Raw genomic sequence first — 21,331 nt, forward strand, 5'->3', positions numbered from 1 at the left:
ACGCGGCGTTGCAGTTTTTCACGACGTCTCAAAAAGATGCGTTGGGGCGTCTCAGGCGCGCTCCATCACATAACTTCCCGGCGCTTCCTCGATCGCGTTCAGCGCGTCGCCGCCGGGTTTGCGGGCCGGCACGCGTCTGCCGTCATGCGTCTCGATCCAGGCCTGCCAATGCGGCCACCATGATCCCGGGGTCTCCGTCGCCTGCTCGAGCCAGGTCTCGTAGTCCCCCTTGGCGGGGCCGCCGGTCCAGAATTGATACTTCTTCCTGTCGGGCGGGTTGACGACGCCGGCGATATGTCCCGAGCCGGTCACGACGAATTCCACCTTGCCGCCGAAGAATCGGCTGCCGAGGAAGACGGACTTGGCAGGTGCGATGTGATCCTCGCGGGTGGCGAGATTATAGATCGGGATTTTGACGTCCTTCAGTGACACGGACTTGCCGTCGAGGATCATCTCGTTCTGCGTCAGCGCATTGTTGAGATAGCAATTGCGCAGGTAGAAGGCATGGTTTGCCGCTGCCATGCGGGTCGAATCGGCGTTCCAGAACAACAGGTCGAAGGGCAGGGGATCCTGGCCCTTGAGGTAGTTGTTGACGAAATAAGGCCAGATCAGCTCGGAGGCGCGCAGCATGTTGAAGGCCATCGACATCTTCGTGCCGTCGAGATAGCCGGCCGCCCGCATATGCTCTTCGAGCGATTCAAGCTGCTCCTCGTCGACAAAGACCTTGAGGTCGCCGGCATGGGTGAAATCGACCTGGGTGGTGAAGAGTGTCGCAGTCTTGATGCGCTTGTTCTTCTCCTTGGCATGCAGCGCCAGTGTCGCGGCCAGCAGCGTACCGCCGACGCAGTAGCCGACGGCGTTGACATCCTTCTCGCCGGTCGCTTTCTCGATTGTATCAAGCGCGAAATCGATGCCTTCGCGGGCATAGGCCGTCCAGTCCTTCTCGGCGTGGCGCGCATCCGGGTTGACCCAGGAAATGACGAACACCGTCTGACCCTGGTCGACGCACCATTTGATGAAGGATTTTTGCGGGTTGAGGTCGAGAATATAGAACTTGTTGATCCAGGGCGGGCAGATCAGCAGCGGCCGCTTCAGCACCGTTTCAGTCGAAGCCTCGTACTGGATGATCTGGCAGATGTCGTTCTGGGCGATCACCTTGCCTGGTGTCAGCGCCATATCGCGGCCGACGGCGAATTTCGTCATGTCGGTCTGGCGAAGACGAAGATCGCCGTTTCCGGCAGCGATATCCTCGGCCAGCATCTTCATGCCGCGCACCAGATTGGCGCCGCTGGTCGCGATTGTCTCGCGGTAGAGTTGCGGATTGGTGGCGATGAAGTTGGTCGGCGAAAGCGCTGCCGTGATCTGCTTCACGTAGAAGCCGGCCTTGTGCTTGGTGTGCTCATCGAGGCCATCGGTTTCCGACACCATCTTTTCCACCCAGTCGGTGGTGACGAAATAGACCTGGCGGAGAAAATCGAAGAACGGATTCTTCTGCCAGTCCTCGTCCGAGAAGCGCTTGTCCTTGCGGGTGTCCGGCTCGGCAGGCGTGGGATCGCCCTGCATTCGCTGCATCGAGCGCATCCAGATGCCGAAGAACGAGGACATCAGCTGCGTCTGTGCCTCGAAGGTGCGGCGCGGATCGGAAATCCAGTATTCGGTGACCTTGGAAAGCGTCTTGACCATGTCGGTCATCGGATCGGCGGCGCTCTCGGTGATCTCGCCGCGTTCGCGCGGCGCAAGCCAGGCAGACGCTGCTTGTCCTAGATTTTCGAGCGCCCGAGCGAAATTCATCGCCATGGCCTCAGGATCCTTCAACAGATAGGGATCGAGATCGTTCGCGTCGAAGCCGGTCTTGCCGCCATTCTCCTGCTTGCTGTCGGTCACCATTTCCTCCGGCGGCAGCACCACTCTTTTTATCCATTCGTTGTACATCGTGATCGAACGAGAAAACAAGTTCCACCCGCATCGGCTCATGCTATTGCTTTGTGGCTGCGACAAATTTAACAGTCGAAGCAGTCAAAACTGGATTTTTGAGGCATGACGAAGAACGGCATTCGGCGCATCGCAACCTTCAACCGCACCGCACTGATCTGCGTCGCGGCGGCGATGGCTCTTGCCGGATGCAATCTGACGGCGGAACAAAAGGCCGCAGCCGCCGCCAAGCGAGCGGCGCCGACCGCCGTCGTCATGCCGGCCACTAAGGGCGAGGCGGCCGAGGGCGGCCTTGCAAAATACCCGGACGGCTATCCGAATTTCGGCGCGCCGCTGACCGCCGCCAATGTCCAGATGAGCGACGAGCAGGCGGCCGAACTGCAGCATCAGCTGACGGCACTTGGCGCCCGGCGCAAGGCCGGCACGATCTCGGAAGCCGAATATCAGGCCAAGGTCGCCGAAATGCGGCGGCTGGCCGCCGAGCACGGCACTGATACGCTGTCTGAAATCTCCAAATAGACCTTGCCTTTCAGGCAATTTGGACGCAAAGCCATTCCGAATGGATCGGAAGATGCAATTTTCCTGATAAAGCGCGTTACGCGGCCTTTCCGTCAAAGATTCGCCGCGTCGCTTGGGTCTGATGAATACGGCGTTGCGATTCTGAAGTTCGTGTCGCAGCCGCCGGGAGACGGAACGAACTTCGACTGCGGCCCGAAATGCCGCCTTTCCATGGGGAATGAGATGGAAGAGTTTCACAAAGTCCGGCGTTTGCCGCCTTATGTTTTCGAACAGGTCAACCGTTTGAAGGCAAGCGCGCGAGCGGGCGGCGCCGATATCATCGATCTCGGCATGGGAAACCCCGACCTTCCCACTCCCCAGTCGATCGTCGACAAGCTGTGCGAGGTCGTGCAGGATCCGCGCACGCACCGTTATTCCTCTTCCAAGGGCATTCCGGGGCTGCGCCGCGCCCAGGCCGCCTATTATGCCCGCCGTTTCGGCGTCAAGCTCAACCCGGATACCCAGGTGGTTGCCACCTTGGGCTCCAAGGAAGGCTTCGCCAACATGGCGCAGGCAATCACGGCGCCTGGCGACGTGATCCTCTGCCCGAATCCCACCTATCCGATCCACGCCTTCGGCTTCCTGATGGCGGGTGGCGTGATCCGTTCCATGTCGGTGGAGCCGGATGCGAGCTTCTTCGAACCGCTGGAACGCGCCGTCAAGCATTCGATCCCGAAGCCCTTGGCGCTGATCCTCAACTATCCCTCGAACCCGACGGCTTTTGTCGCGACGCTCGATTTCTACAAGGACGTCATCGCCTTTGCGAAAAAGCATGACATCATCGTGCTTTCCGATCTTGCCTATTCGGAAATCTACTTCGACGGCGCCCCGCCGCCGTCGGTTCTCGAAGTGCCGGGCGCTATGGACGTGACCGTCGAGTTCACCTCGATGTCGAAAACCTTCTCCATGCCCGGCTGGCGCATGGGCTTTGCCGTCGGCAACGAGCGACTGATCGCAGCGCTCACCCGCGTCAAGTCCTATCTCGACTACGGCGCCTTCACGCCGATCCAGGTGGCGGCAACGCACGCGCTGAACGGCGATGGTTCCGACATTGCGGAAGTCCGCAACGTCTATAAACGTCGCCGCGACGTCATGGTCGAAAGCTTCGGCAAGGCCGGGTTCGACGTGCCGCCGCCGGCTGCGACGATGTTCGCCTGGGCGAAGATCCCGGAAAAGTTCCGTCATCTCGGTTCGCTGGAATTCTCCAAGCTGCTGGTCGAGAAGGCCGACGTCGCCGTTGCCCCGGGCATCGGCTTCGGCGAAATGGGCGACGACTACGTCCGTCTGGCACTTGTCGAGAATGAACACCGCATCCGCCAGGCTGCGCGCAACATCAAGAAGTTCATGTCGACGGCAGACGAGACGATGCACAACGTCATCTCGCTGAACGCACACCGCTAATCCAACCGTTGGGCAGCCGCGTCATGCGGCTGCCGCCACACAGACATTTCAGGATCGATCCATGGCAGATGCCCTCAAAATCGGCATTGCGGGCTTGGGCACCGTTGGCGCCTCGCTTGTCCGCATCATTCAGCAGAAAAGCAACGAGCTTGCCGTCACCTGCGGGCGTCCGATCACCATCACCGCCGTTTCGGCACGTGACAAGGCGAGGGACCGCGGCATCGATCTTTCCGCTGTTACCTGGTTCGACCGGCCGGAAGAGCTTGCCGAAAAGGGCGATATCGACGTCTTCGTCGAGCTGATGGGCGGCGCCGAAGGGGCTGCCAACATCTCGGTGCGTACGGCACTCCAGCGTGGTCTCCATGTGGTGACAGCCAACAAGGCGCTGCTTGCCTATCACGGCGTCGAGCTTGCGACGATCGCCGAGGAGAAGGGGTCGCTGCTGAACTTCGAGGCGGCGGTCGCCGGCGGCATCCCGGTCATCAAGGCCCTGCGTGAATCGCTGACGGGCAATTCCGTCTCGCGCATCTATGGCATCATGAATGGCACCTGCAATTATATCCTGACCAAGATGGAGAAGGAGGGGCTTTCCTTCGCCGAATGCCTCAAGGAAGCGCAGCGGCTGGGTTATGCCGAGGCCGATCCGGCCTTCGATATCGAGGGCAACGACACGGCCCATAAGCTTTCCATCTTGACGACGCTCGCCTTCGGCAATCAGATCGCCGCCGCCGACATCTATCTCGAAGGCATCACCAACATCTCGATCGAGGATATCCACGCCGCTGCCGAACTCGGTTATCGCATCAAGCTCTTGGGCGTTGCCCAGCGCACCGATACCGGCATCGAACAGCGCGTCCATCCCACAATGGTGCCGGTCGATTCGGTCATCGCCCAGGTCGACGGCGTTACCAATGCAGTGGCGATCGAATCCGACGTGCTCGGCGAACTGCTGATGGTCGGCCCTGGCGCCGGCGGCAACGCCACAGCCTCGTCGGTGCTTGGTGATATCGCCGATATCGCCAAGAGCCAGCCGGGCGCCCAGCGGGTGCCGGTGCTCGGCCATCCCGCAACCACACTGGAACCCTATCGCAAGGCGCAGATGCAGAGCCACGAGGGCGGCTATTTCATCCGCCTGACCGTGCTCGACCGCACCGGCGTCTTTGCCAGCGTCGCAACCCGCATGGCCGAAAACAACATCTCGCTGGAATCGATCGTCCAGCGCTCCAAGCAGCACCTGGCGCCATCGCATCACCAGACCATCATTCTCGTCACCCACGCGACGACGGAAGACTCGGTGCGCAAGGCAGTCGCTTCGATCAAGTCGGAAGGTTACCTCTTCGGCGAGCCGCAGGTGATTCGCATCGAGCGGCCGAAAGAGGAAGGCTGAGCCTTTTTCCCGTCCCGGAGGACCGTTAAGCCGCCCTGTTCCTGCAGGGCAGTTTTTTCTGTTATCTATTCAACCTTCCGTTACGGAAGTCTATATTAACAGATATCGAAATATTGATATAACTAAACCTAAGATGGTGAGTCGTCTGGGTGGAGAATTTCATGAGTAAGGACAGCCACGCCGGGAAGGGGTATGGCTACCCGAGCGATGTGCCGCCGAACCCTCCTGATATGCCTGAGGAAATCCTCAAGCCGGCCTACCGTGAAATTCCTGAAGAGGTCTCTGATGAGGCTGAAGACGAGGAAAACACGGAAGGCCGTAACTGGGCCATTCTGCTGACGCTGTTTTCGTTCCTGCTGGTGCAGTTCGCCGGCATCGCCCTGATCGTCTGGGCGGTATTCTGGTAAAAACCCGTGTCTGCAAATCCATCGCTATGTTATCTCCGCTGCTCCTGTAGAAAGAGCAGATGAAGTCAGCGGAGTATGGCATGGCAGATCTCGTCGATCCGGTACAGCGCGCGTTTCTCGGCGTGGAGAAATCCGCGCTCGACAATCGCTGGGTCGCGCGGCTCGACCAGGCAGGGCAGAACCGCGCGCTGGCCATGTCGCAGATCCACGGACTGCCGGATCTGATCGCCCGGGTGCTGGCCGGGCGCGGCGTGACGGTAGACGAGGCGATCGAATTCCTCGACCCGACGATCCGCAGCCTGATGCCCGATCCCCATAAGCTGACCGATTGCGAAAAGGCCGCAAATCGCCTCCTGCGTGCCATCGAGCGCGGCGAGAGCGTCGCGATCTTCGGCGACTACGACGTCGACGGTGCAGCCTCCTCGGCGCTGATGTTTCGCTTTCTCAGCCATTTCGGCGTCAGGGCGACCATCTATATCCCCGACCGCGTCTTCGAAGGTTACGGCCCTAATCCGGCGGCGATCAACCAGTTGATCGATAACGGTGCTGAGCTGATCGTCACCGTCGATTGTGGCTCCACCAGCCACGAGGCGCTGGCCGCCGCTGCCGCGCGCAACATCGATGTCGTCGTCATCGATCACCACCAGGTGACACATGAGCTGCCGCCCTGCCATGCGCTGGTCAACCCGAACCGCGAGGACGACCTCTCGGGGCAGGGGCATCTTTGCGCCGCCGGCGTCGTCTTCATGGTGCTGGTCGCGACGCTCCGGCTGCTGCGCGCGGCCGGCAATAAGCGCATCCTGGCGATCGACCTGCTGCAGTGGCTGGATATCGTAGCACTTGCGACGGTCTGCGATGTCGTGCCGCTGAAGGGCCTTAACCGCGCCTATGTGGTGAAGGGGCTGATCGCTGCCCGCCACCAGAGCAATGCCGGGCTGGCTGCACTCTTCCGCAAGGCGGGGCTCGCCGGCCCGGTGACACCCTATCATTTCGGCTTCCTGATCGGCCCGCGCATCAATGCCGGCGGGCGGATCGGCGACGCGGCACTCGGAAGCCGCCTGCTGACGCTCGACGACGCCGGAGAGGCTGATGTGATCGCGCAGCGCCTCGACGAGCTCAATCGAGAACGCCAGGCGATGGAGGCGATCATGCTGCAGGAGGCCGAAGCCGAGGTGCTTGCCGAATATGGCGACGGCGAGGGTGCCTCCGTCATCGTCACCGCCCATGAGAAATGGCATCCCGGCATCGTCGGGCTGATCGCGGCGCGGCTGAAGGAAAAATTCAAACGGCCCGCTTTCGCGATCGCCTTCGATCCCTCCGGCCGCGGCACCGGCTCGGGCCGCTCGATCAACGGCTTCGACATGGGCAGGATGGTCCGGGCTGCGGTTGACGAGGGTCTGCTCGTCAAAGGCGGCGGCCACGCCATGGCCGCGGGCCTGACGGTTGAGCGCACCGATCTCGGCAGGCTGAGGACCTTCTTCACCGAGAAGGCCGAGAGGACGGTGGCCAGCCTCGTCGCCAACGAAACGCTGAAGATCGACGGCGCGATCGGCGCAAGCGGCGCCACCCTCGAACTCATCGACCGCCTGGAGGCCGCCGGCCCCTATGGCTCCGGTCACGCACAGCCGCTCTTTGCCATACCGGCGCATCGCCTGCGCGACGCCCGCCTGGTCGGCGAGAAACATGTGAAGGTGACGCTGGAGGCCATGGACGGATCGCGACTCGACGGCATCGCCTTCCGCGCCGCCGATACGCCGCTTGGCAATCTTCTCATCAATTCACGCGGCGCCAACCTGCATGTCGCCGGTTCGCTCGGTGCCGATCATTACCAGGGCGCACGCCGCATCCAGCTGCGCGTCTGCGATGCAGCGCCGGCGAAATAGAGCAGTCGCGCAAGAGCGCTGACGATGTGGAGTGTCAAGGGAGAGAAAGTGGTACGCCCTAGGGGAGTCGAACCCCTCTTCCCAGAATGAAAATCTGGTGTCCTAACCGATAGACGAAGGGCGCTTCCTTCGTGGTGGCGCCCTTATAGTCAGCGCCTTCGAAGGCCGCAAGCGCCAAGGCGCGAAAAAATCATCGTTTTCGCCGATTTATTTTGGCTGTGGAAAAATGAGGCGCAAGCTGCGGCGGAGCGGAGACAAATCAAACCGGCGGGCTAGGATGGGCAGCGTCGCGCGAACCGAAGGGTTCTCCTCGAGGGGACTGACAGGGCCGGCCGACGTCGATCGAATGACGACGGCCTATCAACAGGATGGTACGCCCTAGGGGAGTCGAACCCCTCTTTACAGAATGAGAATCTGTCGTCCTAACCGATAGACGAAGGGCGCAGGCAGCTTCGTTAAAATAGGAGCGCGCGCCGGCTTCTGCAAGCGGAAGTGATGGCTTCTATATGGAGAGAAAGTGGTACGCCCTAGGGGAGTCGAACCCCTCTTCCCAGAATGAAAATCTGGTGTCCTAACCGATAGACGAAGGGCGCTTCCTTCGTGGTGGCGCCCTTATAGTCAGGCGTTTTGAATCCCGCAAGCGGAATTGCGGTTTTCTTTCAAAAAAATGACAGGAAATCCGAGCGCGGTCGAGAAGCCGATTATTGAAGCTGAATCAATAGGCTGCCGGTTGTTTCTTTAACGAGACGAGGTGCTGCTGCCGTAACGTAATGCGAAAACCGCGCGGCCGTCAGATCGCTCTTGCCGTCGCTATTGGTGCGCGCTTGCCGCCGCAGCCCCAGTTCCAGTCACGGGTTTTGCCGGTATCGAGGTGAACCGAATCCGTGTGGCAGTAGGTGCCGACGCCGCCGCGGTCCGGCAACGAGCGGATATAGGCGGCGATGTCCCATTTCGTCACGCCGTCGATCTGGATGTCGGCGGCCTCGCAGCTCTTGTGCATCGATTCGTCAGCGCCGCCGACGAGGCGGTTATGCTCTTCGTCACGGTAGCCGGAGGTAATGATGACCGGCCGGCCGAAATGACTTTCGACCATCTTGATCACTTTCAGCAGGTCGGGCTTGAAGCAGCCGACCTCGACCTTGTCGTTCTGGAGATGCAGCCCGTTCGGCGCGATGCGCGTCATGCCGGGCAGGGCCGCCTTGTGCAGCAGGCCGGAAAGGCTGCCAAGCAGGTTCTGCTTCGGCGCACTGTAGAGCGCGTTCATCGTCGAGGTGGGAATGCTGCCCGTCGCCAACGACGCTGTCTGCACGGGCGCAAGCTGCGTGCTGCTATTCTGTGAGGATTGCTGCGGCAGCACCGGCTCCGCCGGCTGCTGGGGCACGGGCGGCTGGCTGTAGACGCTGCTTCGCGACGGTGCTGCACCTTCCACCGGCACATAGGCCTGCGGCTGAATGACGGTGGACGTGCTGTTGTTCTGCGGCGGCGGCTGGTGATCGGAAAAGATGCTCATCGCCTGCGCGTTGATCCTAGTCGACTGCAGGACGAGCCCGCCGATATTGGCGGGCGCCGCCGTTGCCGAACCGGCGGGCGGGACGGCTGCATTCGGATCTTGTGCTACGACCTGAGGCGCGCCTTGGGCGCCGGAGACGTTGACCAGCCGGGGATCGCTATAGACCGAACGTGGGGCAGGGCTTGCAGGCGCTGCCGTGGCGAGCTGCGGTGCTGCTGCGGCTTGCACCGCCGGAACCGCCGCCGCCGAATCGAGCGCCTTCTTGTCCGACGCGCAGCCGGACAGCGCCAGCACCGAGGTGGCGATCAGCAAAGCGCCCGTCACGGGCATCCGCATCTGCATGTTAAGCAAGCGACAGTCTCCAGTTGATGCGGAAAATCGGCGAAAAACGCTTCTCTTCCGCTTCGAGTCGCCAGGAGATTGCCTGCGGCGTCGGATCGCGGCAAGCGCCGAGGCGCCGGCCGGACCCGAAATCGAAAAAGCCGCAAGCCTCGCAAAAGCCTTGCGACGAAAACCCTTACCAGGCGCCGGTATTGCCCATCGAGGCCCAGGGCTCAGCGGCCGGAAGCGGGCTGCCTTTCTGCAGGATTTCGATCGAGATGCCATCGGGCGAGCGCACGAAGGCCATGTTGCCGTCGCGCGGCGGCCGGTTGATGGTGATGCCGTTGTCCATCAGATTCTGGCAGGTGGCGTAAATATCGTCGACCTCATAAGCGAGGTGGCCGAAATTGCGACCTCCGCTATAATCTTCCGTGTCCCAATTGTAGGTAAGCTCGAGGCAGGGGGCTTTTTCGCTGCGCGCACGGTCGACATCGTCGCGAGCAGCCAGGAAAACCAGGGTGAAGCGGCCCTTCTCGTTTTCGTGGCGGCGAATTTCCTCCAGTCCGAACAGCGTGGTGTAAAAGGCAAGCGAGGCGTCCAGGTCTTTGACACGAACCATTGTATGTAGATAACGCATTCTATTTACTCCTTTATTGGGGCTGGCTTTTTTCGGCGAACCGAGGTCAGCTTCGGGCAAGTCAACTTTATAAAATGTGCACCTGGGAATAACCGAAAACTAGGACTTGCGCTTATCCGTTACCAAGATGTTAATCTTGATTTCAAGAATCAGTTAACCGTAACAGTGTGACGCGTATTCGAGGGGCTGGCGACAATGGCTGACAGGATTTCATCGAACGAATACTCCGACCTCGACGAGCTATCAGGAGAGGCGGTCGATCTTGTTGAAATCACCGGCGTCGTCAAGTGGTTCGATGTCGCCAAGGGTTTCGGCTTCATCGTGCCCGATAACGGCTTGCAGGATGTTCTCCTGCACGTGACCTGCCTGCGCCGCGACGGTTACCAGACGATCCTCGAGGGAACGCGCATCGTCGCCCTTATCCAGCGCCGCGAGCGCGGCTATCAGGCCTTCAAGATCCTCTCGATGGACCAGTCAACCGCGGTTCATCCCTCGCAGCTGCCGCCGGTGCGCACCCATGTGCAGGTCACCGCGACGAGCGGCCTCGAGCGTGCACTCGTCAAGTGGTTCAACCGCACCAAGGGCTTCGGCTTCCTGACGCGCGGCGAGGGCACCGAAGATATCTTCGTGCACATGGAGACGCTGCGCCGCTTCGGCCTGACGGAGCTCCGCCCCGGCCAGGTGGTTCTTGTCCGCTTCGGCGACGGCGAAAAGGGCTTGATGGCCGCAGAGATCCATCCCGACGTTCCGAGCCCGGCAAGCCGGTCGCACTGAACATGCGCGGCCTAATCCTATTTGATGCCATCAGAAGCGCCTTATTGGCGCTTTTTTTCATGGTCGCGCTGCCGGCCTTGGCTGACGAGGAGATGCGGTTCGACAAGGAGCCGCTGCTGATCCAGACCGCTGCGGGCAAGGTGCTGCATTTCACCGTCGAAATCGCCTCGACCCCGGATCAGCGCGCCCACGGCCTGATGTTTCGCAAGGTGATGGCCGACGATGCCGGCATGATCTTCGATTTCGACGAGCCGCGGCGCGTCACCATGTGGATGGAAAACACCATCCTGCCGCTCGACATGCTTTTTGCCGACGACACCGGCACGATTCGCCACATCAAGGAAAAGGCAGTGCCCTATTCGCGCGACATCATCGATTCGATGGTTGCGGTGAAATACGTCGTTGAACTCAATGCCGGCATCGTCGCCAAACTGGGAATCAAACCTGGCGACAGGATCGTCAGCGCTACGACGACCAAGAAGGCGAAGTGACGGCGCATGCGAGCCGCGATGCGGCTGTCAAGGAATTCAACAATATCGGGATATTTGAATGGTCGGAGTGGAGAGATTCGAACTCCCGACCCTCTGGTCCCAAACCAGATGCGCTACCAGGCTGCGCTACACTCCGTGCCGTGAATGGCAGGGGAGATACACGGTTCACCTCCCCGTCGCAACCCATAAATCCAGCACAGGCTGGAGATTTTCTCGCCAGCCTGTGGATGCAGTTAGAATAATCTCGGATGTGCCGTCAATTTGCCGGCGAGGCGCAATGGACGTCGGGACGGATCGGCCTTAGCCGCGGGCGAGCAGGCCGATATATTGGGCGTAGCTGATGGCAAGGTAGAAGAAAGCTGTGATGCCAGCACCTATCACAATGGCATTGAACTCCGCCGAACGTCTCATCATGCGTGCAAATCCACTGAAATCGATTGAGCCGTAAACTAGTGCCGAGGGAAGGCAGCGGCAATCAGGTTGTGATCACAAGGTGAGACAAGCGGTAATATTGCGAAATCCGGCCGGCAATCCCCGGATTTGAAGGGGAGGCGGGGCCGGCATCCCCTCGACATGCAAACGGAGTCGGCAGCGGCGTCCTTCACCGCCTTTTTTCTTGAAAAAGCGGGGATTCGCGGCTAAGCAAAATTCATCTCTTTGCGTTATCCTCAGCGATGATGCAAAAGGTCCGGTACGGGCCGGCAACGGGATTGAGATCATGAAAGGCGGGCGCTGCCCGCATAGTCGGAGACGCTGCAGTCATGTCTGCCAAGATCTATCGTCCAGCCAAGACCGCCATGCAGTCCGGCAAGGCCAAGACCCATCTTTGGGTGCTTGAATACGATCAGGAGTCGGCGCGCAAGATCGATCCGATCATGGGCTATACCTCGTCGGGCGATATGCGCCAGCAGGTGAAGCTCACCTTCGAAACGCAGGAACTCGCCGAAGCCTATGCCCAGCGCAACGGCATCGAATACCGCGTCATCGCACCGAAGGATCCGGTCCGCCAGGTTGTCGCCTATCCCGACAATTTCCGCTATACCCGCACGCAGCCCTGGACGCACTGAGATTTCTCGTCCAGATATGCCGCATCCGGTCGCGCTCGTGAGACGCGGCCAACAGACGGCCCCTTAGCTCAGCTGGATAGAGCACCTGCCTTCTAAGCAGGTTGTCGCAGGTTCGATTCCTGCAGGGGTCGCCACAAATCCAATGACTTGAAGCCGCCGCGTGACCAGCCCGAAGGGGCCCGGTCACGCGGCGCTCACATTGACCGCCGTCCGGCCAATCCCGCGTACGGCGGCCGGACGGGCGTCCCTAAAGCGCGTCGCGATCTTTCGCTCCTCGCGCTTTAGGTCTCTGTTTTCGCGCATGTCGTTGTCGCAAAACCGCTGCGCACTTTTGCGCGACATGCTTTAGCTAGAAGGATTGAGTCCGGTCGCGCAGCGGCCGGTCCTTTGCGCGACCGAACCGTCACGGGCCTCCATCATCTCGCTGATTAGTGGGCTTCGTACCGCTCTCCAAGTTCGTCGACGATCAGCAGCGTGCGGCCGCACAACTGCTTCTGGAAACGGAGGACTCGCCGCTAAAGCACGATGCGTAGATTCAAAGAGTTAGAGCGCCGTGCGTCCGAAAGGACGCACGGCGCTCTATACCGGTGCGGAATTATTGTTCGAACTTATCTCGCAACGCTAGAAACGCGGCGCCACTTTGATCACCGGCAACCTTCCGTTCGACGAAATGGACGGAGACCTTGGGATTCGAGCGCCTGACCGGCGCTTTGCTGGACCGCATCACCCACCACGCAACATCCTCGAGATGAACGGCGACAGCTATCGCCTCGCGCAAAGCCGCGCCCGAAAGGCCGGCTGACACCTGTCGAAAAATCGCGGCGCGCAGATTGCGCGCCGCGTGGCTGGTTTTTACTCCGGCGTCGACATATCTCCGGATTGTTGGCACGATTGTTGTGGCGATCGGACGACCGCCACAACGGGTACGGCCTACAGAAGAAAATCGCCTGTCCCCAGGTGGACGAGGCCCTTCATCTGAACCTCGAAATCACGAACGCCGTCGCCGTTCAGGTCGCCCTGGATAACGGTAGCGTCGTTCGCGGATCCAGCCTTGTCTTCATAGTGCCAAGCGAGCGCGCCAGCCTTGTGGTCGAAAGAGGCATCCTCCTGCGCCAGGAAATGGAAGGTTCCATTGCCCTGCGCAGAGCCATTCGCATCTATCGCCGAGAAGTCCATCTTATCGACGCCGTGCTGGAAGTCGGTGATGACGTCGCGGTTCGAGCCGGACCCGATTTCCGTCGGTGCTTTGAAGACAAACGTATCCGCGCTGACGCCACCGGTCATGATGTCCTTGCCGGCACCACCGATGATGACGTCCGTGCCGGCGCCGCCGTTCAGCTTGTCCGCGCCGGCCCCGCCATCGAGAACGTTGCTGCCGCTATTGCCGGTCAGCACGTCGTTGTAGCTGGAGCCAGTCAAGTTTTCGATGCTGACGAACTTGTCGCCGGTGGCATGCCCGCCCGATGCGGCCCCAGTCGCCAAGTTGACGTTGACCCCGCCGGAGCCCGCATAGCCCGCCGTGTCCTGTCCGGTACCACCATTGATGACGTCCCCGCCGGCGCCGCCGCTGAGCTTGTCCGCGCCAGCCCCGCCATTGAGAACGTTGCTGCCGCCATTGCCGCCGGTCAGCACGTCGTTGTAGCTGGAGCCCGTCAAGTTTTCGATGCCGGCGATCTTGTCACCGGTGGCTTGCCCGCCCGATGCGGCCTTAGTCGCCAAGTTGACGTTGACCGCGGTGGAGCCCGCATAGCTGGCGGTGTCGTTGCCAGTGCCGCCGTCGAGCACGTCCGCGCCGGCGCCGCCCTTCAACACGTCACTACCGCCGAGACCCTTGAAGGTTTCGTTGCCGCCGTTGGACTGGCCGGTGTGTGGCATGATGTCGTTGCCGTTGGTCCCGACGAATTCCTTCGTCGGCGTGGTTGGCGTTCCCGGTTGTGTCGGTGTGGTTGGCGTTCCCGGTTGCGTCGGCGTGGTTGGCGTTCCCGGTTGCGTCGGCGTGGTTGGCGTTCCCGGTGCTGCGCTGGAGCTCGATTCGTAGGCACCGACATCGACAGTTCCAACGACGCGAGCGTGGCCGTCCAGATCGTCCGAGGCGACGCCGTACTTGTTGGTTCCGTGGTCGATCGCCAGCGAGCCGGAGCCGAGGTGGAAGTTATCGCTCGCTGCCCCCGAGAATTTCGGGTCGACGCCGAGCTGGTTGCCGTTCGCCGCGCTCGGCATCGCGTTGCCGCCGTCGGTCTTGACCGAGGCCTGGCCGGCCGTGCCGTTGTAGGTGATGTTGTTGGCCCAGACGACGTTAGTGTTCTTGTAGCTGTCGGTCGACGTGTTATCGATCGCGGTGTTGTTCTTGTTCAGCGATGGGTCCGCCACGGCGATGTTGTTGACCCAGGTGTTGTTGCTCGACGCCGAATTGCTGAGCTCGCCGCGCCAGGTGCCGCTGTTCTGTGGGTCCTGATTGTTGTGGTATGCGGTGTTGTTTTTCACCGTGACGGAGTCGCTCCAGGTAACCTGGATGCCTTTGCCGCCGTTCTCGTAGACGAGGTTGTTCTCGACCAGGGTCTTGAACGTGTAGTTCGGATGACCGCTCGCCTGCGTGCTCTGGAAATCGTCGATGATGATGCCGTTGCCATCGGTGTGCGCACCCGACTTCGTGACGTTGTCGTGCGAGATGTTGTTCCGCACGATCGTCCGGTAGCCCTCCGTCGAAGTATCGCCGGTGATGTTCCGGTTCTCGTAGATCGAGATGCCCGAGAACCAGCCCGTCGATGCGTTATTGTAGGTCTCGTTCCCTTCGATTTTGATGAAGTCCGACTGGTTGAACTGGATGCCGGACTCGCCGCTGCCGTGGACCTTGTTGTTGAGAACTGAGATGTGGTGGACGTTGTTCGCTTCGATGCCGTCGCCTTTGGCGCCGCCGATGTCAAAGCCGTCGATTGTCACGTAGTTGGCGTTGACGCTGATCGCGTTCCACGAGCCCGCGGGCGGCCGGATCAGCGCCCCGCCGGGCACTTCCGAGCGCAGCGTGATGTCGGCTGCCGCCGAGCCGTCTTTGTCGAAGTTAATAGCTTCGTTGTAGGTCCCCGCCTTCACCACGACCTCGTCGCCGGGCTTAAGGTTCGCCGACATCGCCTCGCTGATCGTGCGAAAGGGAGAGGAGGTGCTGCCGTTGCCGCCGTTGCTGCCAGTTGTCGCTACGTAGTATGTTGTCATGGTCTTGTTCCTCAACCCCCGCCCGTTAATATTTGTGGTTAATCCTGCTTTACGGCGGCAGGTTATAGGGCGACATTTTGGAGGGCGCAACAGCAACGCAACAGTAAGTGCTTGAGAAGCATAGCCTTATTGCTGCCACAATATCCGAATCGATCCAAAGTTACGTTTTGAAATATTTGGTGAATTTCGAGTCGCCCAAAATGTGGCGGTATTAATATCTCGCCTGCCGCGAGTTATTCTTTCTGCAACCAGAGCGACATGCGTCCATTGAAAACTTTAGAAAAACCTGATGCGCGTGGCTGGATTGCTCCCGCCAAATGCGGAATCGACATTTTTTTCTGAATTCGGCAATTTTGGGCAGCATCGCCTTACGATTGGTGCTGATCGAGATGGTAATGGGAGGTCGACAGTATCGATTCGACCAACCCATTGCCCAGCATTTCAAGCGCCACCGCGTTCCCGCCGAGACCATCGGGCATGCGGTGTGACTATACTTTGGCTGCGGACTGATGCCTGGTCCAGAAGCGTGAGACTGACTGAAAGGCGCCTCAAGAGCCATCGTCGCTATTCTCTCCAAAGCAAGTTCGCGGAGCGTGTTCACATTTCGTTCCTATGGTGCTAGGCTCACCTTCCGCGACGGGCGAGGGGAGGCCTTATGGATCAAAGGGGCAAGTTTGAGCGACTGAAGGCGCTTCACCAGGGCGACAGGGCTTTTGTCATCCCGAACCCATGGGACGCCGGTTCGGCTCGCCTGCTCGCGAGCCTTGGCTTCGAGGCGCTTGCGACTACCAGCGCGGGTTACGCCTTTTCCAAAGGCAAATTGGATTCATTTGCGAGCCTTGGACGGGATGAGCTCCTTGAGAACGCCGCCGAGATCGTTGGCGCTGTTGATCTTCCTGTGTCTGCCGACCTTGAAGATGGCTTCGGTGCGTCGCCAGAAATCTGTGCGGAAACCGTCCGCCTGGCCTGCGAAACCGGACTTGTCGGCGGATCAATCGAAGACGCAACAGGCAATCCTGCTGCCCCGATCTACGACCTATCGCAGGCCGTTGAGCGCATCCATGCTGCCGCGGAGGCTGCACGCGGTCTACCTTTCCTTCTCACTGCGCGGGCGGAGAATTATCTTTGGGAGAGACCCGATCTGGAGGACACCATCGAACGGCTGCAAGCATTTTCGGCCGCCGGGGCAGATGTGCTTTACGCCCCCGGCTTGCCTGATATCGAGGCAATCAGAACCGTTTGTGGGGCCGTGGACAAGCCAGTCAACGTGGTCATGGGTTTGAAAGGGCGAAAATACTCGGTTGCCGAACTGTCGAGCGCCGGAGTACGGCGCGTGAGCGTCGGCGGCTCTTTCGCGCGGGCAGCGCTGGGTGCGTTGATGCGCGCCGCTATGGAGGTCAAAACAGCCGGTACGTTTGAATATGCCGACGACGCGCTCTCCGCTGCATTCGCCAGCCAACTGATGTCACGGGAGAAGCGGCGGGACAGGCTATGAGTTGGGCCGAGAAGCAAAGGTTTCCTCAAGGGACCGCTGCGGCAGTTGGTCTGTCTGCAGCAGGCCGTCCCGGACGGAACGTCACGACGACTTTTTTCGCGCGGATGAAACCATCCAACCCGTAACAGGGCTGGAGTTCGATTTCGATGTCTTCCGGTCCTTTTGGCAGGGCATAGTAGCCGGCTCGGCCACGATCTGTTGCGTAGCGGAGGATGAGACCATTGATCACGTTCTGGTGGCTGAAGCCGTCCAGCTGCAGGTCCATGATATCTTCGAAGGCGAAGGTGACGACTGCGTGCTTGTCAAGGATGCGGTATCCATCTTGATCAACGGCATCGGTGCAAATCCAGCCGTGTATCTTCAGCTCGCAGATGCCGGTGCGATTGAGTGTGAGGCTCAAAATTTCCGCGTCATGAAAGGTCGGCTTCTGGCCGAACCACGCCAGCAGTTCCGGACCTCCGGCTATCTTCTCGTAGGTCATCTCATCTCACACGGCAGATTGGTGATGGCATACAGATAGCCATCTGTCGCCGGCCTGCGAGCCTGACACCGCAAGCCTGTTTAGCGACCTTGAAAAATTTTGATCAGCTTCGGTGTGAACCTGTGGCTTTTGATGTCAACGAAATCGTCATAGGTGGCGCGACCAGAAATCATCGCTGCGAGAAGCCGGCTGCAGGCAACCCGCGGAGCATCTTTGTCCGAAGCGTTTGTCACAAGACCAGCATTGTGACGGGCGTTTGCATCGAAGCTCTTCACGCAAATATTGACTGCTTCATTTCTCGCTCTTGCACTGCCCTGCGTTAATGTGACGAAAGAATCATACTCCTGACGCGTTGGCGTGCAGGCAGTCAGCAATCCCATGGCAATCAATACTGTCACGATACCAGCGCGCATTATTATATTATTCCTTTGATGACCCATTGATCGACGTTTGATGTTTATTTCGATTCGTGTGACGCGGGATAGACCATCTGCGAAATTGCGAAGGCCGATCAGAAGGCAGAAATGCCTTGCATCAAACGCGCTTGAAATGGCGAAGCCAGGAAGATGTGCGCGGCTCGAATTCGGCAGTCGTTCCGTTATTCGTTAAAGCTCAGGAACGCGGTGTCCCTATCTGTTCGAGCGGCGGATTTGCACTGCTCGAGCGTTTCCGCAAATTCTTCTCTGGAATCTGCTTGAGCGATCTCAGTGAACGACTGAGAGGTAACGGATGCCGGCTTCATCCGCCGCTCTCATCAGCGCTTCCCGTGCGGCGTTTGGCGGCGTCGTGCCGCGGATGGCGTCGAGGCATGTCCTGACCGCCACGACGTACTCCTCGCCATCATCGCCCGGCCATTCGGAAATGAGCATGGTGGCTGCATCTCCGAGGGTTCTGACGATGCTGTATTTTTCCTGGCCGCTCATGAGGATCCTCAGCGCGGGAAACTGATGCGATGTGTACCGATTCATTACATTTGGTCCTTGCATCATAAACATATTAGTAACTCTGCAAGAAGCGTTCCAACTGACGCCCCAGGATGATTATCTTCTATGAATCGGCAAAGCAGTCGGCAACGCTTCTCCAGGCAGGAAGCCGGGAACTTGTTTTAAACACATTGCCGTCATATTGATTCATCTATCGAAATTGCTTGTCGAGCTTGGTTTGCGCCCCGGCGTCCCAGCTGATCTTTCCTTTCAAAATCGATTTCTGCGCCGTCCGGCAGCAGCCGGAGGGTGATTGTCATGCCGGTTGAGGGGGAATCGTCATGAATGCAGTCAATTCTTTGATTGACGCAAGCCTCCGCCAACACCATCGCCGCTGCCTGATATGCCTTCGGTCTTTGACCGCGGATGTCAGTGGCGGCATTCCGGCTGGGTTTTCCAGCCATTGAGGAGAATTTCATGAGCAAGACCAATGCAGAGGCACTGTTGCGCAAAGCGCAGCGCCAGGTTGCCAATACCAGCGGCGGCGGCCATCTCGGCGGCACCAACTTCGGTCAGGGCAATGACGCCAAGACCTCGTCCGGAAGCGGCAATCGCCCGGCGGGCAAGGGTCGGCCGCCAGCTGGCGGCAAACGCTGACTATAGCGCCGCGCGTCTTTCCGATTTAAGGAACTATGCAGAGGTCGCGATTGAAGACAGCCCCGCCAAAATGGCGGGGTTTTTGTTTGATAGGCTTCTGAAGGGCACGGCTCTTCTCAGCGATCCAGGAAATGTTCGAAGTAGATCTGGGGGATGGGATAGGCGTAGACGCCTCTGTCGACGAAGCTGCGCCTATAGAGGCAATTTCTGAGAGCCGCATTGTAATGCAGGCTTCGCGGGTTCGGCGAGCCTCGTCGCCATGAGCTTGCCTCCGGCACGCAGCGTTGCAGTGCCTTGTCGTATCGAGCAAGGAGGACCGGGTCGGTGTCGACCCGAATGCCGCTATAGGATTGATAGTTTGAAGGAGATTCTGCGGCCGAAATACAGGCAAGGCTAAGTGCAACACCAACGACTGCCATCAATCTCATCGGATTTAATTCTCCCCTGATCGATTATCGAAGTATCGAGCCGAACGTTATTGGTTCCAGTGCCTGCGGGCAAGCGGACGCCCTGTTCCGGCGTCCGCATCTGCCCGAGACGTTACCCGCACAGCTGCCGCCACAGAAATGGCGGCAGCTATCCGTCATCGATCAATCCAGGAGGTCGGCCGGTACCTTGCCGCCGTTTTCCGAAAGCCGCTTCATCAGCGCCTTGTGCAGCCACATGTTCATTTTTGCGGAATCGTTGGTGTCGCCGGTATAGCCGAGTTCGGCGGCAAGTTCCTTGCGCTCGGTGAGGCTGGCATCCATCCCGACGGCTTTCATCAGGTCTACGATCGAGCGGCGCCAGTCGAGTTTCTGGCCGCTCTTCTTCACGGCAGCGTCAAGGATCGGGACGATATCGACTGTGGCTGTGCCTGGCGCGGTGGCCGTGGGGACCGGCTTGCTCTGCGGAGCAGAGGCCGCAGGCGCCGGACTGGGGGCAGCCGACGGTGAGGCAGGCGCTTGCGCCGGCTCTGTCTTCGGCGCGCCGGCAGCAACGGGTTCGGCTGCTTTCGCCTCTCCGAAGATTGCATGTTTGATCTTGTCGAAAATGCCCATTCTAAACCTCCAGTTCCATCAGATGAGAACAAGCTGAAACATGGACTTCCCGCCTGATATATCCAGACGGAAGGGGAGTTATTTTTAGCAATCTAAATCGGAGGTGGAAAAGTCCATTCGGGGGAAGGGTGTAGTCGATCTACACGAAAACGCTGCAAATGGATCAATCAGGGCCAATCGTATCGCGAACTGAGATTTGCTTGCTGGCTCTAAGTTTCCTGGTCCAATGGGGGTGGAAATACTCCGTCGGCTCTCCAGGCGCTGCGAGATATGTTTGCTTTTGGCACAGTCTGTCAGATAATTCGTATTCCAATAACCGTAAAACATCATCGCACGCCCCCGAACCGACTTGCCGCGCCGTCTCGTGAAACCTTCGTCATCTCTCCACGTTGCCTTGCCATGGACGTCCTGTAGTTGCAGGCGTCCGATCGATCGAAGGTACGCGCGTTCCTCGATTTTCGACTGCCGGGCAGATCGCTCGGCGGAATGGAAACGGAGGAAAACATGACCCATAACCACAATAGACTCTCCTTTGCAGTGCTCGCATCCGCCTGCGCCCTCCTTGCCATGCCGGCAGGCGATGCGCGTGCGCTCGATGTCGGTGTGTCGGTAAATGCAGGCAATGCCGTCAGCGCCGATGTCGGGGCTTCGATTGGCGGCGGGAGCGGCATCAGCGCCGATGCCAATGTTTCCGCTGGCGGCTCGAATGGCGTCAATGCCGATGCGACCGCCAATGCCGGTAGTGGCCGAGGCATCGATGCCGCTGTCAATGCCAGCGCCGGCGGCAGCAATGGTCTCGACGCAGACGCCAACGCCAGGATCGGTGGTGGGCGCGGCGTCAATGCCGATCTCAATGCACGCGCCGGCGGTTCTGATGGGCTCGATGCCAACGCCACGGCCTCGGTCGGCAGCGGTAATGGCGTCGATGCCGATCTCGCCATCGGCAGGGTAGATGGGGCAGGCAGCAACGGCAGACCCGCGGCTGAGCGCAGCCTCAGCGCGTCGCAGATCCGCACCCTGGAGGCCTTCCGGGCGAGGCCCGTCAATGAGCAGCGCAAGATGCTCGTCCGTTGCGCTGATATCTCCGGTTCAGGCGGCTCCGATTCCGGTCTTGCCGGTCTCTGCAGTCTGCTGCAGGCAACAGCTTCCCGCTGAAC

At 59.8% G+C, this 21,331-nt stretch carries 21 protein-coding genes, 5 tRNA genes and 1 pseudogene; 13 read left to right on the forward strand and 14 right to left on the reverse strand.

What is annotated here, in order from left to right; all coding sequences use genetic code 11:
* Positions 1 to 51 precede the first annotated feature (51 nt).
* A complete protein-coding gene (locus tag AC244Q_RS08475) occupies positions 52 to 1,887 on the reverse strand; it encodes a PHA/PHB synthase family protein (protein WP_221974957.1) in 1,836 nt (611 codons plus the stop codon).
* A 150-nt stretch (positions 1,888 to 2,037) separates the two neighbouring features.
* On the opposite strand from AC244Q_RS08475, the gene AC244Q_RS08480 reads away from it, so the two are divergent.
* The 5 genes from AC244Q_RS08480 to recJ all read left to right on the forward strand — a co-directional run bounded on the left by AC244Q_RS08480 (position 2,038) and on the right by recJ (position 7,568).
* On the forward strand, positions 2,038 to 2,451 hold the full coding sequence (locus tag AC244Q_RS08480; RefSeq protein WP_113546997.1) for a hypothetical protein: 414 nt from the start codon (positions 2,038 to 2,040) through the stop codon (positions 2,449 to 2,451).
* A gap of 222 nt (positions 2,452 to 2,673) precedes the next feature.
* Complete coding sequence (locus AC244Q_RS08485) at positions 2,674 to 3,891, forward strand: LL-diaminopimelate aminotransferase (protein WP_003558982.1); 1,218 nt, start codon at positions 2,674 to 2,676, stop codon at positions 3,889 to 3,891.
* Between the two features lie 61 nt (positions 3,892 to 3,952).
* Entirely contained in the window at positions 3,953 to 5,278 is a 1,326-nt protein-coding gene (locus tag AC244Q_RS08490) for a homoserine dehydrogenase (protein WP_128405724.1), read from the forward strand.
* A gap of 161 nt (positions 5,279 to 5,439) precedes the next feature.
* Entirely contained in the window at positions 5,440 to 5,685 is a 246-nt protein-coding gene (locus tag AC244Q_RS08495) for a hypothetical protein (RefSeq protein ID WP_012757285.1), read from the forward strand.
* A gap of 80 nt (positions 5,686 to 5,765) precedes the next feature.
* The gene (gene recJ, locus AC244Q_RS08500) at positions 5,766 to 7,568 is read left to right on the forward strand and encodes a single-stranded-DNA-specific exonuclease RecJ (RefSeq protein WP_128405723.1); all 1,803 of its coding nucleotides are present in this window, start codon (positions 5,766 to 5,768) and stop codon (positions 7,566 to 7,568) included.
* Between the two features lie 49 nt (positions 7,569 to 7,617).
* Here recJ and AC244Q_RS08505 read toward each other — a convergent pair.
* The 5 genes from AC244Q_RS08505 to gloA form a co-directional block, all read right to left on the reverse strand.
* Positions 7,618 to 7,692 (reverse strand) — tRNA-Glu (locus tag AC244Q_RS08505).
* A 245-nt stretch (positions 7,693 to 7,937) separates the two neighbouring features.
* A tRNA-Glu gene (locus tag AC244Q_RS08510) sits at positions 7,938 to 8,012 on the reverse strand.
* A 74-nt stretch (positions 8,013 to 8,086) separates the two neighbouring features.
* Positions 8,087 to 8,161 (reverse strand) — tRNA-Glu (locus AC244Q_RS08515).
* 197 nt (positions 8,162 to 8,358) lie between these two features.
* Positions 8,359 to 9,429 (reverse strand): YcbK family protein, encoded by a 1,071-nt coding sequence (locus AC244Q_RS08520; protein ID WP_128405722.1) that lies wholly within the window; start codon positions 9,427 to 9,429, stop codon positions 8,359 to 8,361.
* A 166-nt stretch (positions 9,430 to 9,595) separates the two neighbouring features.
* Positions 9,596 to 10,036 carry a lactoylglutathione lyase gene (gloA, locus tag AC244Q_RS08525; protein ID WP_128405721.1) on the reverse strand — a complete coding sequence of 147 codons (441 nt, stop codon included), beginning with the start codon at positions 10,034 to 10,036 and terminating at the stop codon, positions 9,596 to 9,598.
* A gap of 195 nt (positions 10,037 to 10,231) precedes the next feature.
* On the opposite strand from gloA, the gene AC244Q_RS08530 reads away from it, so the two are divergent.
* Both AC244Q_RS08530 and AC244Q_RS08535 read left to right on the forward strand, forming a co-directional pair.
* Positions 10,232 to 10,810 (forward strand): cold-shock protein, encoded by a 579-nt coding sequence (locus AC244Q_RS08530; protein WP_003539135.1) that lies wholly within the window; start codon positions 10,232 to 10,234, stop codon positions 10,808 to 10,810.
* 2 nt (positions 10,811 to 10,812) lie between these two features.
* The gene (locus AC244Q_RS08535; RefSeq protein ID WP_017993877.1) at positions 10,813 to 11,301 is read left to right on the forward strand and encodes a DUF192 domain-containing protein; all 489 of its coding nucleotides are present in this window, start codon (positions 10,813 to 10,815) and stop codon (positions 11,299 to 11,301) included.
* 59 nt (positions 11,302 to 11,360) lie between these two features.
* Here the strand turns inward: AC244Q_RS08535 and AC244Q_RS08540 are convergent.
* Positions 11,361 to 11,437: transfer RNA gene (locus AC244Q_RS08540), tRNA-Pro, on the reverse strand.
* Positions 11,438 to 12,062: 625 nt separating this feature from the next.
* Here AC244Q_RS08540 and AC244Q_RS08545 point away from each other — a divergent pair.
* The 3 genes and pseudogenes from AC244Q_RS08545 to AC244Q_RS08555 form a co-directional block, all read left to right on the forward strand.
* A complete protein-coding gene (locus AC244Q_RS08545) occupies positions 12,063 to 12,368 on the forward strand; it encodes an ETC complex I subunit (protein WP_003539138.1) in 306 nt (101 codons plus the stop codon).
* A gap of 57 nt (positions 12,369 to 12,425) precedes the next feature.
* Positions 12,426 to 12,502 (forward strand) — tRNA-Arg (locus AC244Q_RS08550).
* Positions 12,503 to 12,951: 449 nt separating this feature from the next.
* Positions 12,952 to 13,170: pseudogene (locus tag AC244Q_RS08555) on the forward strand (ATP-binding protein); the annotation flags it as partial.
* A 128-nt stretch (positions 13,171 to 13,298) separates the two neighbouring features.
* Here AC244Q_RS08555 and AC244Q_RS08560 read toward each other — a convergent pair.
* Positions 13,299 to 15,578, reverse strand: coding sequence for a right-handed parallel beta-helix repeat-containing protein (locus tag AC244Q_RS08560; RefSeq protein ID WP_245460513.1), 2,280 nt, complete (start codon positions 15,576 to 15,578; stop codon positions 13,299 to 13,301).
* Positions 15,579 to 16,233: 655 nt separating this feature from the next.
* On the opposite strand from AC244Q_RS08560, the gene AC244Q_RS08565 reads away from it, so the two are divergent.
* Positions 16,234 to 17,073 carry an isocitrate lyase/PEP mutase family protein gene (locus AC244Q_RS08565; protein ID WP_113546025.1) on the forward strand — a complete coding sequence of 280 codons (840 nt, stop codon included), beginning with the start codon at positions 16,234 to 16,236 and terminating at the stop codon, positions 17,071 to 17,073.
* Between the two features lie 25 nt (positions 17,074 to 17,098).
* Here the strand turns inward: AC244Q_RS08565 and AC244Q_RS08570 are convergent, their stop codons facing one another.
* From AC244Q_RS08570 to AC244Q_RS08585, 4 genes are all read right to left on the reverse strand, one after another.
* A complete protein-coding gene (locus AC244Q_RS08570; protein ID WP_113546024.1) occupies positions 17,099 to 17,554 on the reverse strand; it encodes an Imm50 family immunity protein in 456 nt (151 codons plus the stop codon).
* A gap of 80 nt (positions 17,555 to 17,634) precedes the next feature.
* Complete coding sequence (locus AC244Q_RS08575) at positions 17,635 to 17,967, reverse strand: hypothetical protein (protein ID WP_012757294.1); 333 nt, start codon at positions 17,965 to 17,967, stop codon at positions 17,635 to 17,637.
* A 291-nt stretch (positions 17,968 to 18,258) separates the two neighbouring features.
* Complete coding sequence (locus AC244Q_RS08580) at positions 18,259 to 18,549, reverse strand: DUF982 domain-containing protein (RefSeq protein WP_017993967.1); 291 nt, start codon at positions 18,547 to 18,549, stop codon at positions 18,259 to 18,261.
* 125 nt (positions 18,550 to 18,674) lie between these two features.
* Positions 18,675 to 18,941 (reverse strand): hypothetical protein, encoded by a 267-nt coding sequence (locus AC244Q_RS08585; RefSeq protein WP_017993968.1) that lies wholly within the window; start codon positions 18,939 to 18,941, stop codon positions 18,675 to 18,677.
* Between the two features lie 13 nt (positions 18,942 to 18,954).
* Between AC244Q_RS08585 and AC244Q_RS08590 the strand changes: the two genes are divergently transcribed.
* A complete protein-coding gene (locus AC244Q_RS08590; RefSeq protein WP_003559012.1) occupies positions 18,955 to 19,134 on the forward strand; it encodes a hypothetical protein in 180 nt (59 codons plus the stop codon).
* A 116-nt stretch (positions 19,135 to 19,250) separates the two neighbouring features.
* Here AC244Q_RS08590 and AC244Q_RS08595 read toward each other — a convergent pair whose 3' ends face one another.
* Together AC244Q_RS08595 and AC244Q_RS08600 are read right to left on the reverse strand one after the other, a co-directional pair.
* On the reverse strand, positions 19,251 to 19,562 hold the full coding sequence (locus AC244Q_RS08595; RefSeq protein ID WP_128406748.1) for a hypothetical protein: 312 nt from the start codon (positions 19,560 to 19,562) through the stop codon (positions 19,251 to 19,253).
* Between the two features lie 162 nt (positions 19,563 to 19,724).
* Complete coding sequence (locus AC244Q_RS08600) at positions 19,725 to 20,174, reverse strand: DUF3597 domain-containing protein (protein WP_017993969.1); 450 nt, start codon at positions 20,172 to 20,174, stop codon at positions 19,725 to 19,727.
* A 504-nt stretch (positions 20,175 to 20,678) separates the two neighbouring features.
* On the opposite strand from AC244Q_RS08600, the gene AC244Q_RS08605 reads away from it, so the two are divergent.
* Complete coding sequence (locus AC244Q_RS08605; RefSeq protein WP_026157340.1) at positions 20,679 to 21,329, forward strand: hypothetical protein; 651 nt, start codon at positions 20,679 to 20,681, stop codon at positions 21,327 to 21,329.
* Positions 21,330 to 21,331 lie beyond the last annotated feature (2 nt).

Source organism: Rhizobium sp. CB2179 (genome assembly GCF_057653455.1).

Coding starts and splice junctions, on each gene's coding strand:
- AC244Q_RS08565 (WP_113546025.1), top strand. CDS start 16,234: ATGGATCAAAGGGGCAAGTTTGAGCGACTGAAGGCGCTTCACCAGGGC.
- AC244Q_RS08575 (WP_012757294.1), bottom strand. CDS start 17,967: ATGCGCGCTGGTATCGTGACAGTATTGATTGCCATGGGATTGCTGACT.
- AC244Q_RS08475 (WP_221974957.1), bottom strand. CDS start 1,887: ATGGTGACCGACAGCAAGCAGGAGAATGGCGGCAAGACCGGCTTCGAC.
- AC244Q_RS08580 (WP_017993967.1), bottom strand. CDS start 18,549: ATGTTTATGATGCAAGGACCAAATGTAATGAATCGGTACACATCGCAT.
- AC244Q_RS08480 (WP_113546997.1), top strand. CDS start 2,038: ATGACGAAGAACGGCATTCGGCGCATCGCAACCTTCAACCGCACCGCA.
- AC244Q_RS08490 (WP_128405724.1), top strand. CDS start 3,953: ATGGCAGATGCCCTCAAAATCGGCATTGCGGGCTTGGGCACCGTTGGC.
- AC244Q_RS08595 (WP_128406748.1), bottom strand. CDS start 19,562: ATGAGATTGATGGCAGTCGTTGGTGTTGCACTTAGCCTTGCCTGTATT.
- AC244Q_RS08560 (WP_245460513.1), bottom strand. CDS start 15,578: ATGACAACATACTACGTAGCGACAACTGGCAGCAACGGCGGCAACGGC.
- recJ (WP_128405723.1), top strand. CDS start 5,766: ATGGCAGATCTCGTCGATCCGGTACAGCGCGCGTTTCTCGGCGTGGAG.
- gloA (WP_128405721.1), bottom strand. CDS start 10,036: ATGCGTTATCTACATACAATGGTTCGTGTCAAAGACCTGGACGCCTCG.
- AC244Q_RS08535 (WP_017993877.1), top strand. CDS start 10,813: ATGCGCGGCCTAATCCTATTTGATGCCATCAGAAGCGCCTTATTGGCG.
- AC244Q_RS08570 (WP_113546024.1), bottom strand. CDS start 17,554: ATGACCTACGAGAAGATAGCCGGAGGTCCGGAACTGCTGGCGTGGTTC.
- AC244Q_RS08545 (WP_003539138.1), top strand. CDS start 12,063: ATGTCTGCCAAGATCTATCGTCCAGCCAAGACCGCCATGCAGTCCGGC.
- AC244Q_RS08485 (WP_003558982.1), top strand. CDS start 2,674: ATGGAAGAGTTTCACAAAGTCCGGCGTTTGCCGCCTTATGTTTTCGAA.
- AC244Q_RS08605 (WP_026157340.1), top strand. CDS start 20,679: ATGACCCATAACCACAATAGACTCTCCTTTGCAGTGCTCGCATCCGCC.
- AC244Q_RS08600 (WP_017993969.1), bottom strand. CDS start 20,174: ATGGGCATTTTCGACAAGATCAAACATGCAATCTTCGGAGAGGCGAAA.
- AC244Q_RS08495 (WP_012757285.1), top strand. CDS start 5,440: ATGAGTAAGGACAGCCACGCCGGGAAGGGGTATGGCTACCCGAGCGAT.
- AC244Q_RS08585 (WP_017993968.1), bottom strand. CDS start 18,941: ATGGCTGGAAAACCCAGCCGGAATGCCGCCACTGACATCCGCGGTCAA.
- AC244Q_RS08590 (WP_003559012.1), top strand. CDS start 18,955: ATGAGCAAGACCAATGCAGAGGCACTGTTGCGCAAAGCGCAGCGCCAG.
- AC244Q_RS08530 (WP_003539135.1), top strand. CDS start 10,232: ATGGCTGACAGGATTTCATCGAACGAATACTCCGACCTCGACGAGCTA.